Consider the following 13,685-nt stretch of genomic DNA (forward strand, 5'->3'; position numbering starts at 1 on the left):
ATCGGCGACACGATCCGCGTCTCCCTGTCCGCGCCGCCCGCCGAGGAGGTCAAGGTCGGTCTCCAGATCCTGGAGTCGCTGAACCTCAAGCAGCGGGGTCTGGAGATCGTCTCCTGCCCGTCCTGCGGTCGCGCCCAGGTGGACGTGTACAAGCTGGCCGAGGAGGTCACCGCTGGCCTGACCGGCATGGAGGTCCCCCTCCGCGTCGCCGTCATGGGCTGCGTCGTGAACGGTCCCGGTGAGGCCCGCGAGGCCGACCTCGGTGTCGCCTCCGGCAACGGCAAGGGCCAGATCTTCGTCAAGGGCGAGGTCATCAAGACCGTCCCGGAATCCAAGATCGTAGAAACCCTCATCGAAGAAGCCATGAAGCTGGCCGAACAGATGGAAGCGGACGGCGTCGCCTCCGGCGAGCCGTCGGTGGCGGTAGCGGGCTGACAAGCCTCGCAAACTGATGGGGCCAGGGGGCAAGGCCGCAGGCCACCCCCTGCCCCAGGGGCGCGGGGAACGGCGCGACCAGCCCCCACGGACCCGCACCCGAATCGCGACGCCAGCCCACCCAAGGGGCACGGGGAACTGCGCGACAAGCCACAGACGACCCGCACCCGCGAACGCACCCGCCCCCGCAAGCTGGATGGCGCGACCAGCCCAGCGCACCATTCCGACGGGGCTCAGCCGCAAAAAAGGGGCGCGGGGAACGGCGCGACCAGCCCACCACCGACCCGCACCCACCACCGCCCAGCCCCGCAGGGAACCCCACGAACTGGACGGCGCCCACCCAACCCCTCAGGATGAGACCCGTGCTGACCCAGACCACCTCCCGGGTCCTCGACCCGAGCGACCTCGACGCCGCGCTCGCCGTTCTCGACCGCGAGCCGGTCGCGAACGCCTTCGTGACCGCCCGCGTCCAGATCGCCGGTCTCGACCCCTGGCGGCTGGGCGGCGAGATGTGGGGCTGGTACGAGGACGGCATCCTGACCTCGCTGTGCTACGCGGGCGCGAACCTCGTGCCCATCTGCGCCACCCCCCGAGCCGTCCGCGCCTTCGCGGACCGCGCCCGCCGGGCCGGCCGCCGCTGCTCCTCCATCGTCGGACCCGCCGGAGCCACCGCCGAACTGTGGCGCCTGCTGGAGCCCCACTGGGGTCCCGCCCGCGAGATCCGCGCCCACCAGCCGCTCATGGTCACCGACCACATGCCCGACGACATCGCGCCCGACCCGTACGTCCGCCGCATCCGCAAGGACGAGGTCGACACGATCATGCCCGCCTGCGTGGCCATGTTCACCGAGGAGGTCGGCGTCTCCCCGATGGCGGGCGACGGCGGACTGCTCTACCAGGCCCGGGTCGCCGAACTGGTCGGCTCCGGCCGCTCCTTCGCCCGCCTCGACGAGCGCGGCAACGTCGTCTTCAAGGCGGAGATCGGCGCCGCCACCCCCCGCGCCTGCCAGATCCAGGGCGTCTGGGTCGCCCCCGAGTACCGCGGGCGCGGTCTCGCCGCCCCCGGCATGGCCGCCGTCCTGCGGTACGCCCTCGCCGACGTCGCCCCCGTGGTCAGCCTGTACGTCAACGACTTCAACACCGCCGCCCGCCGCACGTACCGCCGCGTCGGCTTCCAGGAGGTCGGCGCCTTCATGAGCGTGCTGTTCTGAACCGGCGGTCCCGGGCGGGCGGCTTCCGGCGCCGCCCCCGCTCGCCGCACCCGCCGTACACGCCCCTGTACGCTCCCCGCATGGACCTCGTGATCGGCCCCCTGGACCTCGGCGCCCGTGTCGACGAGGCGCTGGCCGTCCAAGCCGTCGCCTTCGGGCTCGGCCCCGACGAGGTGGCCGTACGCCGCCAGATCGTCCAGCGCCACATGCAGTTCCCCGGCGCCCGCGCCCTCGGCGCGCTCGCGGGCGGGCGGCTGGTCGGGTTCGTGTACGGGATGCCCAACTCCCGTACGCACTGGTGGTCCACGGTCGTCGAGCCGTATCTGCGCGCGCAGGGCACCGACTTCTGGCTGGACGACGCCTTCGTCATCACCGAGCTGCACGTCCACCCCGAGCACCAGAACCGGGGCATCGGCCGCAGGCTGATCACCGCCATCACCGACAGCGCCGTCCAGCCCCGCTCGATCCTCTCCGCGATCGACACCGACAGCCCCGCCCGCGGTCTGTACCACTCCCTCGGCTACACCGACCTCGCCCGCCGCGTCCACTTCCCGAGCGCGCCCCGCCCCTACGCCGTGATGGGCGCCCCGCTGCCGCTGCTGCGCCCATAACGATTTCCACCGGCACCGGCCACCCGGCTAACCTCCTGTGCCATCACCTCATTTTTCCGGCAGGAGTACGAGAACCATGGCGAACGCACCGGTCCAGCGCATGTCCCAGTTGTTGGCGAAGACGCTGCGCGACGACCCGGCCGACGCCGAGGTGCTCAGCCACAAGCTCCTCGTCCGCGCGGGATACGTCCGCCGTACCGCCGCGGGCATCTGGTCCTGGCTGCCCCTCGGCAAGAAGGTCCTCGCCAACGTCGAGCGCATCGTCCGCGAGGAGATGGACGCCATCGGCGCCCAGGAGGTCCTGCTCCCGGCCCTGCTGCCCCGTGAGCCCTACGAGGCCACCGGCCGCTGGGACGAGTACGGCGCCGAGCTGTTCCGCCTCCAGGACCGCAAGGGCGGCGACTACCTCCTCGGCCCCACCCACGAGGAGATCTTCACCCTGCTGGTGAAGGACCAGGCGTCCTCCTACAAGGACCTGCCGGTCATCCTGTACCAGATCCAGAACAAGTACCGCGACGAGGCCCGCCCGCGCGCCGGCATCCTGCGCGGCCGCGAGTTCCTCATGAAGGACTCGTACTCCTTCGACACCGAGGACGAGGGTCTCGCCCAGTCCTACGCGCTGCACCGCGACGCCTACCGCCGGATCTTCGAGCGCCTCGGTCTCGACTACCGCATCTGCGCCGCCACCGCGGGCGCCATGGGCGGCTCCAAGTCCGAGGAGTTCCTGGCCCCCGCCGAGGCGGGCGAGGACACCTTCGCCGACTGCCCGAACTGCGACTTCGCCGCCAACACCGAGGCCGTGTACTACGGTCTGGCCGAGGTCGACGCCAGTGACGTGCCCGCGCTGGAGGAGATCCCCACCCCCGACACCCCGACCATCGAGACGCTGGCCGCCTCCCTCGGCGTGCCCGCCTCCGCCACCCTGAAGAACCTGCTGGTCAAGGTGGACGGCGAGATCGTCGCCGTCGGCGTCCCCGGCGACCGCGAGGTCGACATGGACAAGGTCGAGGCGCACTTCGCCCCGGCCGCCGTCGAGCTGGTCACCGAGGCCGACTTCGCCACCCGCCCCGACCTGGTGCGCGGCTACGTCGGCCCGCAGGGTCTGGGCGAGAAGGTCACCTACATCGCCGACCCGCGCGTGGCCCCCGGCACCTCCTGGATCACCGGCGCCAACAAGGAGCACACGCACGCGAAGAACGTCGTCGCGGGCCGTGACTTCGAGGTCGACGCGTACGTGGACGTGGTCGTGGTGCAGGAGGGCGACCCCTGCCCCAACTGCGGCACCGGTCTGAAGCTGGACCGCGCCATCGAGATCGGCCACATCTTCCAGTTGGGCCGCAAGTACGCCGACGCCCTCAAGCTCGACGTGCTCGGGCAGAACGGCAAGCCCGTCCGCGTCACCATGGGCTCCTACGGCATCGGCGTCTCCCGCGCCGTCGCCGCCCTCGCCGAGCAGACCGCCGACGAGCACGGCCTGGTCTGGCCCAAGGAGGTCGCCCCGGCCGACGTGCACGTCGTCGCCGCGGGCAAGGCACTGCAGACCGAGGTCGCCCTCGACGTCGCCGCGAAGCTGGGCGCCGCGGGCGTGCGCGTCCTGGTGGACGACCGCGCCGGGGTCTCCCCGGGCGTGAAGTTCACCGACGCCGAGCTGATCGGCGTGCCCCAGATCCTGGTCGCCGGGCGCCGCGCCGGTGAGGGCGTCCTGGAGCTGAAGGACCGCAAGACCGGCGAGCGCGAGGAGCTGACGGTCGAGGAGGCCATCGCCCGCCTCACCGCCTGAGCCCCCGTACACCCGGACCCGGTCGCCCTCGGGGGGCGGCCGGGTCCGGCGTCTGTCCATGTCCGCAGACGGCTCTACAGCCAGGTCGCGAACTCCAGCAGCAGCTCCGCGTCCTGCTCCCGGCCCACCCGGCGCGCCCGTACCCCGGACTCCACCGCGCGGAAGAGGGTCCAGCCGCGCAGCCGCTCCTGGTCCACCTCCAGCGACTCCGCGAGCTTCTTGATCCGGCGGCGGGTGACGGACGCGCCCGACGGGGTGGCGATCAGGTCCTCCACCCGGTCGCGGACCAGCCGGGCGAGGTCGAAGGCGCAGTCGCCGACCACCGGGTCCGGACCCACCGCGAGCCACGGCAGCCGGTCCGCGCCGAGCACCTTGCTCTGCCGGAACGTGCCGTGCAGCAGCCGGTCCTCGGGCGGCTCGGCCAGCAGCTCGTCCCGTACCGCGAGCGCCGCGTCCACCAGCGGCGCCGCCGCCGTGTCCGTGCGGGCGCTCGCCGCCATCGCCTCCGCCTGCCGTCCGGTGCGCTCGGCGACCGTCTCGAAGCGGTGCGCCCCCTCGCCGGTGGGCGGCGGCACCCACAGCCGTCGCAGCGTGCCCGCCGCCTCCAGGAGCGCCTTGGCCTCCGGCAGCGAGCGCACCGACATCTCCGGGTGCAGCCGCTCCAGGAGCAGCGCGCCCTCGGCGGTGTCCTCGGCGCTGCTCTCCAGAAGCTGTACGGCGCCCAGACCGCCCCAGTGCGCGAGCGCGGCCCGCTCGCTCTCCGGGCGGGCCCGGCCCGGCGCCAGCTTCAGCACCGCCGGGGTGCCGTCCGCGCGCCGGACCAGCAGCACCAGACTGCTGCGCCCGCCGGGCACCTGGACCCGCTCCACGGTCAGCCCCCGCCGGGCGACGGCCCGTTCGGCGGTCCGGGGCAGCTCCGCGAGCCAGTCGTCGCCGGGCGGCGCCGTCTCCCCGGTCGCCCGCACCAGGCGCCGCGGCGGTTCGAAAGCCATGCGCGAGTGGTTCCCTTCCTCCTGGGTCTGCTCTGCCGGCGCCGCCGTACGGGCCCGCGCGCGGGTCACGCCGACGGGGACGCCGAGCCCGTCGCAGCCGTGCGACCGGTCGTACCGGCCCGTCCGGCCGCGTCACCGGCCCGCTCCGCGAGCCCAGGGAAGGCTACGCTCTCCCCGCTCCAGCGCACCGCGCGGACCGCCGCCTCGCGCAGCGCACCGGCCGCCGAGGCACGCCGCTCGCCCGTCGCCGAGCGCACCAGGTCCGAGTAGACCCCGGCGACCCGCTGCTCCAGATCGGCGGCCAGCTTCACCGCCGAGGCGGAGTCCGCGACCGTGAACGGCAGCGCGTACGCGGCGCTCGCGGCCACCGGCTCGCCGCCCAGGTCCCGCACCGAGCGCGCGAGCGCGTCCCTACGCGCCCGGTGGGCGTCCCAGGCAGCCTTCGCCTCCGCGCGGCGGTCCGCGCCGACCCGGCCGCCGACGACGCCGTAGCCGTACACCGCCGCGTGCTCGGCCGCCAACGCGGCCTGGAGCGCGGTCAGTTCGGCTTTCCTGGTGGTGCTGTCGCTCACTTGTCCCCCTCGGTCAGCACGAACGCGTGGGCGGCACCGGCGGCCGCCACCGACGCCATCAGCCGGGCCAGCTCGCCGGGCACGTCCAGGAGCGCCCTGGTCCGCCGGTCGGCGAGCGTGCGCTCGGCGGCGGCGAGCCAGGCGCGCGCGTCCTTCTCGGTGGCGGGCACCGGGTCGGGGCTCACGCTCGGACCGGCGGAGGCTGCCTTCCCGCCGTGCTTGGCGTCGTCCTCGTCGCCCGTGGCGGAGGGGGAGGCGGAGGCGGACGCGCTGGGCACCGCCTTGCCGTCGAACGCCGCCACGTGCGCGGCCACCGCCGCCCGCAGCGGCGCGATCCGCTCGTCCAGGCCCGGGTGCGCGGCCAGTGCGGCGTCGTAGCGGGCCAGCAGGGCCGTGCTGTCGGCGGCTGCCCGCTTCCGCGCCCGCGCGGACGGCGACGAGGTGCCGCCGTCCGGACCGGTGCCGGAGGTGCAGCCCGCGAGCAGGACGGCGGCCCCGGCGGCGGAGGCGAGCAGGGTTCTTCTGCGCGGCCCCGAACGGGCGCGCGACGGTGGAGGGTAGGACATGGCGGACGTCCTCGGGGGAGCGGGTACGGGGGGAAGACCACAGGCGGGCGCGACGCCCGTGATCACCGTACCCGCGCACCCCGCGCGCCCCCCTCACCGGCACCGCGCTCGGGCTCCGTACGGCCCAGGGGCGGGTCCCCGGACGGCCGGGAGGGGCGAGGGTGGACGGCAACACCCGTCGCGACCGGATACCCTTTGACCAGACACGCGACCCATCCCACAACAGCACACGCGGCCGAGGAGTCACCCGGATGAGCACGACCCAGAGCGAGAGGCTGCGCGAGCTGCTCGAACCGCTCGTCACCTCCCAGGGGCTGGATCTCGAAGAGATCGCTGTGGACTCCGTCGGACGCAAGCGGGTGCTGCGCGTGGTCGTCGACTCGGACACCGGTGCCGACCTGGACCAGATCGCCGATGTGAGCCGTGCGCTCTCGGCGAAGCTCGACGAGACCGACGCGATGGGTGACGCGGCCTACGACCTGGAGGTCGGAACCCCCGGCGCCGAGCGCCTCCTCACCGAACGGCGCCACTACGCGCGCGCCGTGGACCGCCTGGTGAAGTTCCAGCTCACCGAGGGCGGCGAACTGGTCGCGCGCATCCTCGGCGTGGACGACGAGGGTCTGGACCTGGAGGTCCCCGGTGTGAAGGGCCGCAAGGCCACCACCCGGCGGCTCGGTTTCCCGGAGATCGACAAGGCGCGCGTCCAGGTCGAGTTCAACCGCAAGGACAAGAAGGACATGAAGGAAGAGGAGGAGGCGTAGCCGTGGACATCGACATGAGCGCCCTGCGGGGCTTGGTCAGGGAGAAGGAGATCTCCTTCGACCTGCTGGTCGAGGCGATCGAGTCGGCCCTCCTCATCGCGTACCACCGTACCGAGGGAAGTCGCCGCCACGCCCGCGTGGAGCTGAACCGGCAGACCGGTCACGTGACCGTGTGGGCGAAGGAGGACCCGGAGGACCTGGAGGAGGGTCAGGAGCGCCGCGAGTTCGACGACACCCCCTCGGGGTTCGGCCGGATCGCCGCCACCACCGCCAAGCAGGTCATCCTCCAGCGGCTGCGCGACGCCGAGGACGACGCCACGCTCGGGGAGTACGCCGGGCGCGAGGGCGACATCGTCACGGGCGTGGTCCAGCAGGGCCGCGACCCGAAGAACGTGCTCGTGGACATCGGCAAGCTGGAGGCCATCCTGCCGGTGCAGGAGCAGGTCCCCGGCGAGACCTACAACCACGGCATGCGCCTGCGGTCGTACGTCGTCCGGGTGGCCAAGGGTGTGCGCGGTCCCTCCGTGACGCTCTCGCGCACGCACCCCAACCTGGTGAAGAAGCTCTTCGCCCTGGAGGTGCCGGAGATCGCGGACGGCTCGGTGGAGATCGCGGCCATCGCCCGCGAGGCCGGCCACCGCACCAAGATCGCGGTCCGGTCCACCCGTTCGGGTCTGAACGCCAAGGGCGCCTGCATCGGCCCGATGGGCGGCCGGGTGCGCAACGTGATGGGCGAGCTGAACGGCGAGAAGATCGACATCGTCGACTGGTCGGACGACCCGGCCGAGATGGTGGCGAACGCCCTGTCACCCGCCCGGGTGAGCAAGGTCGAGGTCGTGGACCTCGCCGCGCGCTCCGCCCGGGTGACCGTGCCGGACTACCAGCTCTCGCTGGCGATCGGCAAGGAAGGGCAGAACGCCCGCCTCGCGGCGCGGCTCACCGGCTGGCGGATCGACATCCGGCCCGACACCGAGCAGCCTGCCGAGTAGGACCGACAGCAGATCCGGGCGGAGATTCGCCCGGATCGCTCATTTTCGCGCGCGGAAACTGTTCGATCCTTGCCCCAAAGGGGTGAGGTCGGTACGGGGAGGTAGACTTAATCGTGTCTGGCCGGACGCATGCCCGAGCATGCCCTGAACGCACCTGTGTGGGGTGCCGGGAGCGGGCGGCCAAGAACGATCTACTGCGGATCGTGATGATCGAGGACGCCTGCGTCCCCGATCCTCGCGGTACGCTGCCCGGCCGGGGTGCATATGTACACCCGGCCCCGGTCTGTCTCGACCAGGCGGTACGCCGCCGGGCGTTCACGCGGGCACTGCGCGCCCCGGGACCGCTCGACACAAACGCGTTGCGTCGATACGTCGAGCAGACGACAGTTGCCGAGCAGGCAACACCGTAAGTGTGCCGCGTGGAACCCCGCGCGGACTGGTACCTCGCGAGTCGAAAGCAGGTCGAGATTGCGATGAGCACTCGATGAGTACGCGATGAGTACGCCCATGAACTAGCGACGGTCCGGCTTCACCCGGACCTCAAAGGAGCGAAGTGGCTAAGGTCCGGGTATACGAACTCGCCAAGGAGTTCGGTGTAGAGAGCAAGGTCGTCATGGCCAAGCTCCAAGAACTCGGTGAATTCGTCCGTTCGGCGTCTTCGACGATCGAAGCGCCTGTGGTACGCAAGCTGACCGACGCCTTCCAAGGCGGTGGCAACGGCAAGTCCGCCGGTAAGCCCGCCCCGCGCAAGGCATCCCCCAAGCCCGCCGCGCCCTCTCCGGCGCAGGCGGCACGTCCGGCTGCTCCGAAGCCGGGCGCCCCCAAGCCGGCCGCGGCCCAGCCCGCCGCACCGGCAGCCCCCTCGGCCCCGGCGGCGTCCGCGCCCGCTCCGGGCCCGCGTCCGGTTCCGGGCCCCAAGCCCGCGCCGCGTCCGGCCCCGGCCGCCCCGGAGTTCACCGCTCCGGCCGCCCAGGCTCCGCAGGCTCCGGCCGCCCAGACCCCGCAGGCTCCGGCCGAGCGCGGTCCGCGTCCCGGTGGTGCCCGTCCCGGCGCGCCCAAGCCCGGTGGCCGTCCGGCCCCCGGTCAGGGTGGTCAGGGTCAGGCGTCCCGTCCCGGCCAGGGTGCCCCGCGCCCCGGTGGCCAGGCTCCGCGTCCCGGCGCCCGTCCGGCCGGTCCCCGTCCGGGCAACAACCCCTTCACCTCCGGTGGCTCCACCGGCATGGCCCGTCCGCAGGCTCCGCGCCCGCAGGGCGGTCCGCGTCCCGGCGGCGCTCCCGGCGCCGGTCCCCGTCCGCAGGGCCCCGGTGCCCAGGGCGGCGGTCCGCGTCCGCAGGCTCCGGGCGGTTCCCGTCCGTCGCCCGCCGGTATGCCCCGTCCGCAGGGCGGTCCGCGTCCCGGCGGCGCTCCCGGCGCCGGCCCGCGTCCGAACCCCGGCATGATGCCGCAGCGTCCCGCTGCCGGTCCGCGTCCCGGCCCCGGCGGCCGCGGTCCGGCCGGTGCCGGTCGTCCCGGCGGCGGCGGTCGTCCGGGTGGCGGCGGCGGCTTCGCCGGTCGTCCCGGCGGTCCGGGCGGCGGCGGTGCCGGTCGTCCCGGCGGTGGCGGCGGCGGTTTCGCCGGTCGTCCCGGTGGTGGCGGCGGCTTCGGCGGCGGCGGTGGCCGTCCCGGCTTCGGTGGCCGTCCCGGCGGTCCCGGCGGCCGTGGTGGCACGCAGGGCGCCTTCGGTCGTCCCGGTGGTCCCGCGCGTCGCGGTCGCAAGTCGAAGCGGCAGAGGCGCCAGGAGTACGAGGCCATGCAGGCCCCGAGCGTCGGCGGCGTGATGCTGCCGCGCGGCAACGGTCAGGCCATCCGCCTGTCCCGCGGCGCGTCGCTCACCGACTTCGCCGAGAAGATCAACGCCAACCCGGCGTCGCTCGTCGCGGTCATGATGAACCTCGGCGAGATGGTCACGGCCACGCAGTCCGTCTCCGACGAGACGCTGCAGCTCCTCGCCGACGAGATGAACTACACGATTCAGATCGTCAGCCCCGAGGAGGAGGACCGCGAGCTGCTCGAGTCCTTCGACCTGGAGTTCGGCGAGGACGAGGGCACCGAGGAAGACCTGGTCGTCCGTCCGCCGGTCGTGACCGTCATGGGTCACGTCGACCACGGTAAGACCCGCCTGCTCGACGCCATCCGCAAGACGAACGTCATCGCGGGCGAGGCCGGTGGCATCACCCAGCACATCGGTGCCTACCAGGTCGCGACCGAGGTCAACGACGAAGAGCGCAAGATCACCTTCATCGACACCCCGGGTCACGAGGCGTTCACCGCCATGCGTGCCCGTGGTGCGAAGTCGACCGACATCGCGATCCTCGTGGTGGCGGCCAACGACGGTGTCATGCCGCAGACGGTCGAGGCCCTGAACCACGCCAAGGCGGCCGGTGTGCCGATCGTGGTCGCGGTCAACAAGATCGACGTCGAGGGCGCCGACCCGACCAAGGTGCGCGGCCAGCTCACCGAGTACGGTCTGGTGGCCGAGGAGTACGGCGGCGACACCATGTTCGTCGACATCTCCGCCAAGCAGGGTCTGCACATCGACAGCCTGCTGGAAGCGGTCATCCTGACCGCCGACGCCTCGCTCGACCTGCGTGCCAACCCGCACCAGGACGCGCAGGGCATCTCGATCGAGTCCCGCCTCGACCGCGGTCGCGGTGCCGTGGCGACGGTCCTCGTCCAGCGAGGCACGCTGCGGGTCGGCGACACGATGGTCGTGGGCGACGCCTACGGTCGTGTGCGCGCCATGCTCGACGACAACGGCAACAACGTGGCCGAGGCCGGCCCGTCGACGCCGGTCCAGGTCCTGGGCCTGACCAACGTCCCGGGTGCCGGTGACAACTTCATCGTGGTGGACGAGGACCGTACGGCCCGTCAGATCGCGGAGAAGCGTGCCGCCCGCGAGCGCAACGCGGCCTTCGCCAAGCGCACGCGCCGTGTCTCGCTCGAGGACCTGGACAAGGTGCTCAAGGCCGGCGAGGTCCAGCAGCTCAACCTGATCATCAAGGGTGACGCTTCTGGTTCCGTCGAGGCTCTCGAGTCCTCCCTGCTCCAGCTCGACGTCGGCGAAGAGGTCGACATCCGCGTCCTGCACCGCGGTGTCGGTGCGGTCACGGAGTCGGACATCGACCTGGCCATGGGCTCCGACGCCATCGTCATCGGCTTCAACGTCCGCGCGGCCGGCCGCGCGGCGCAGATGGCCGAGCGCGAGGGTGTGGACGTCCGGTACTACTCGGTCATCTACCAGGCGATCGAGGAGATCGAGGCGGCCCTCAAGGGCATGCTCAAGCCGGAGTACGAAGAGGTCGAGCTGGGTACGGCGGAGATCCGCGAGGTCTTCCGCTCGTCCAAGCTGGGCAACATCGCCGGTGTCCTCATCCGCTCGGGCGAGGTCAAGCGCAACACCAAGGCGCGCCTCATCCGCGACGGCAAGGTCATCGCGGAGAACCTCAACATCGAGGGCCTGCGTCGCTTCAAGGACGACGTCACCGAGATCCGCGAGGGTTACGAGGGTGGTATCAACCTCGGCAACTTCAACGACATCAAGGTCGACGACGTCATCGCGACGTACGAGATGCGCGAGAAGCCGCGGGTGTAATCGCGGTTAGGCTGCCGCTGGCCGACGGACTTACGAGTTCCGTCGGCCAGCGCGCCGTTCCTGGGGCTCCGCCCCCAGACCCCCGCTTGCCCACCCGAACCCGCCCGTCTCGGTAGGTTGAAAAGTTGGACTCTCAACCAACCGAGTCGGGCGGGTGGGTGGGCAAACGGGGTCCAGGGGCAGAGCCCCTGGCGGGGTTCGGGGCGGAGCCCCGGACAGGGCCGCAGCTCACGGTGGTGTAAACCCTGTCGAGCCACCGGCTGGTACGCGGTACGGTTCTTGAAGCCCCCGTCCACACGGACCCGGGCCACCGATCCCGTACCGGCGGGTGAACCGGCTGCACATGTACGTGGGGACTCTGTCCTTCGACCTGCTCCTCGGCGACGTCCACTCGCTGAAGGAGAAGCGCTCCGTCGTCCGCCCGATCGTCGCCGAACTCCAGCGGAAATACGCCGTGAGCGCGGCAGAGGTGGACCACACGGATCTCCACCGCCGGGCCCTCATCGGCCTCGCGGCGGTGTCCGGCGACGCGGCGCACCTCACCGACGTACTGGACCGGTGCGAGCGCCTGGTCGCCGCCCGCCCCGAAGTGGAGCTGCTGTCCGTACGACGCAAGTTCCACGGCGACGACGACTGACCACAGAACGTTAGAAGAAGAAAGAACGGGAGACGGACCAGTGGCCGACAACGCTCGGGCGAAAAGGCTGGCGGACCTCATCCGGGAGGTGGTGGCGCAGAAGCTGCAGCGCGGGATCAAGGACCCCCGCCTCGGCTCGCACGTCACCATCACGGACACCCGGGTCACGGGTGACCTGCGGGAGGCGACCGTCTTCTACACGGTCTACGGCGACGACGAGGAGCGTGCGGCAGCGGCCGCCGGTCTGGAGAGCGCCAAGGGCGTCCTGCGCTCCGAGGTCGGCCGCGCGGCCGGCATCAAGTTCACGCCGACCCTGACCTTCGTCGCGGACGCCCTGCCGGACACCGCCCGCAACATCGAGGACCTCCTCGACCGGGCCCGGCAGTCCGACGCCCAGGTGCGCGAGGCGTCCGCGGGCGCCGCGTACGCCGGTGGCGCGGACCCCTACCGCAAGCCGGAGTCCGACGACGAGACGGACGACACCGCCGAATGAGCAGCAAGCCCACCCCGCCCGACGGTCTTGTCATCGTGGACAAGCCGTCGGGCTTCACCTCGCACGACGTGGTCGCCAAGATGCGCGGGATCGCCCGGACCCGCCGCGTCGGCCACGCCGGCACGCTCGACCCCATGGCCACCGGCGTCCTCGTCCTCGGCGTGGAGCGCGCGACCAAGCTCCTCGGGCATCTCGCCCTCACCGAGAAGGAGTACCTGGGCACCATCCGCCTGGGCCAGAACACCGTCACCGACGACGCCGAGGGGGAGATCACCTCTTCCACCGACGCCTCGAAGGTGACCCGGGACGCCGTCGACGCGGGCATCGCCAAGCTGACCGGCGAGATCATGCAGGTCCCGTCCAAGGTCAGCGCCATCAAGATCGACGGCGTACGGTCCTACAAGCGGGCCCGTGAGGGCGAGGAGTTCGAGATCCCGGCGCGCCCGGTGACCGTCTCCTCCTTCGCGGTCCACGACGTGCGCGAAGCGGTCGCCGAGGACGGCACCCCGGTGCTCGACCTGGTCGTCTCCGTGGTCTGCTCCTCCGGCACCTACATCCGCGCCCTCGCCCGCGACCTGGGCGCCGACCTGGGCGTCGGCGGTCACCTCACCGCGCTGCGCCGTACGCGCGTCGGACCGTACAAGCTCGACTCCGCCAAGACGCTCGACCAGCTCCAGAGCGAGCTGTCCGTGATGCCGGTCGCCGATGCCGCCACGGCCGCCTTCCCGAGCTGGAAGGTGGACGCCAAGCGCGCCCGGCTCCTGCTCAACGGCGTGCGCCTGGAGATGCCCGACGAGTACGCGGGCGCCGGTCCCGTCGCCGTGTTCGACCCCGAGGGCACCTTCCTCGCCCTGGTCGAGGCGCACAAGGGCAAGGCGAAGAGCCTCGCCGTCTTCGGCTGACCGAGGACCGCTGGAGAACTCCCGGGTGTGTGCCCGTGGAGCGGCGGCCACGGGGTACGTGCCACACCCGCCGCTCCACGGTCCCCCCTGGGTTCCCCCACCCCT

14 protein-coding genes are annotated in these 13,685 nt (G+C 72.3%); 11 read left to right on the forward strand and 3 right to left on the reverse strand.

Features of this window, described 5'->3' with window-relative positions; translation table 11 throughout:
- The 4 genes from IF655_RS29845 to IF655_RS29860 all read left to right on the forward strand — a co-directional run.
- Positions 1-435 (forward strand): flavodoxin-dependent (E)-4-hydroxy-3-methylbut-2-enyl-diphosphate synthase (locus tag IF655_RS29845; protein ID WP_199588286.1); only part of this gene is annotated, 435 nt, incomplete at its 5' end.
- Between the two features lie 362 nt (positions 436-797).
- Positions 798-1,646 carry a GNAT family N-acetyltransferase gene (locus IF655_RS29850; RefSeq protein WP_199588287.1) on the forward strand — a complete coding sequence of 283 codons (849 nt, stop codon included), beginning with the start codon at positions 798-800 and terminating at the stop codon, positions 1,644-1,646.
- A gap of 80 nt (positions 1,647-1,726) precedes the next feature.
- Positions 1,727-2,257 (forward strand): GNAT family N-acetyltransferase, encoded by a 531-nt coding sequence (locus IF655_RS29855; RefSeq protein WP_199588288.1) that lies wholly within the window; start codon positions 1,727-1,729, stop codon positions 2,255-2,257.
- A gap of 76 nt (positions 2,258-2,333) precedes the next feature.
- Positions 2,334-4,037: a proline--tRNA ligase gene (locus IF655_RS29860; protein ID WP_199588289.1), complete on the forward strand. Its 1,704-nt coding sequence runs from the start codon at positions 2,334-2,336 to the stop codon at positions 4,035-4,037.
- 74 nt (positions 4,038-4,111) lie between these two features.
- Here the strand turns inward: IF655_RS29860 and IF655_RS29865 are convergent, their stop codons facing one another.
- From IF655_RS29865 to IF655_RS29875, 3 genes are all read right to left on the reverse strand, one after another.
- On the reverse strand, positions 4,112-5,029 hold the full coding sequence (locus tag IF655_RS29865) for an aminoglycoside phosphotransferase family protein (RefSeq protein WP_199588290.1): 918 nt from the start codon (positions 5,027-5,029) through the stop codon (positions 4,112-4,114).
- 65 nt (positions 5,030-5,094) lie between these two features.
- Complete coding sequence (locus IF655_RS29870; protein WP_199588291.1) at positions 5,095-5,601, reverse strand: ferritin-like domain-containing protein; 507 nt, start codon at positions 5,599-5,601, stop codon at positions 5,095-5,097.
- Positions 5,598-6,167: a hypothetical protein gene (locus tag IF655_RS29875; protein ID WP_199588292.1), complete on the reverse strand. Its 570-nt coding sequence runs from the start codon at positions 6,165-6,167 to the stop codon at positions 5,598-5,600. The genes IF655_RS29870 and IF655_RS29875 overlap by 4 nt, the downstream gene beginning before the upstream one ends.
- A gap of 251 nt (positions 6,168-6,418) precedes the next feature.
- Here IF655_RS29875 and rimP point away from each other — a divergent pair, with 251 nt between their 5' ends.
- The 7 genes from rimP to truB all read left to right on the forward strand — a co-directional run bounded on the left by rimP (position 6,419) and on the right by truB (position 13,580).
- Positions 6,419-6,928, forward strand: coding sequence for a ribosome maturation factor RimP (rimP, locus tag IF655_RS29880; protein ID WP_199588293.1), 510 nt, complete (start codon positions 6,419-6,421; stop codon positions 6,926-6,928).
- 2 nt (positions 6,929-6,930) lie between these two features.
- Positions 6,931-7,917 (forward strand): transcription termination factor NusA, encoded by a 987-nt coding sequence (nusA, locus tag IF655_RS29885; RefSeq protein ID WP_199588294.1) that lies wholly within the window; start codon positions 6,931-6,933, stop codon positions 7,915-7,917.
- 113 nt (positions 7,918-8,030) lie between these two features.
- Complete coding sequence (locus IF655_RS29890; protein ID WP_199588295.1) at positions 8,031-8,327, forward strand: YlxR family protein; 297 nt, start codon at positions 8,031-8,033, stop codon at positions 8,325-8,327.
- Between the two features lie 143 nt (positions 8,328-8,470).
- Complete coding sequence (infB, locus tag IF655_RS31710) at positions 8,471-11,548, forward strand: translation initiation factor IF-2 (protein ID WP_199588296.1); 3,078 nt, start codon at positions 8,471-8,473, stop codon at positions 11,546-11,548.
- A 343-nt stretch (positions 11,549-11,891) separates the two neighbouring features.
- Entirely contained in the window at positions 11,892-12,185 is a 294-nt protein-coding gene (locus IF655_RS29900; RefSeq protein WP_026248395.1) for a DUF503 domain-containing protein, read from the forward strand.
- 40 nt (positions 12,186-12,225) lie between these two features.
- Positions 12,226-12,678: a 30S ribosome-binding factor RbfA gene (gene rbfA, locus IF655_RS29905; RefSeq protein ID WP_018544853.1), complete on the forward strand. Its 453-nt coding sequence runs from the start codon at positions 12,226-12,228 to the stop codon at positions 12,676-12,678.
- Complete coding sequence (gene truB, locus IF655_RS29910) at positions 12,675-13,580, forward strand: tRNA pseudouridine(55) synthase TruB (RefSeq protein ID WP_199588297.1); 906 nt, start codon at positions 12,675-12,677, stop codon at positions 13,578-13,580. Before rbfA ends, truB begins: the two co-directional genes overlap by 4 nt.
- The last annotated feature ends 105 nt before the right edge of the window (positions 13,581-13,685 follow it).

The sequence above is a fragment of the Streptomyces sp. DSM 110735 genome (assembly GCF_016482685.1).
GTDB lineage: Bacteria > Actinomycetota > Actinomycetes > Streptomycetales > Streptomycetaceae > Streptomyces.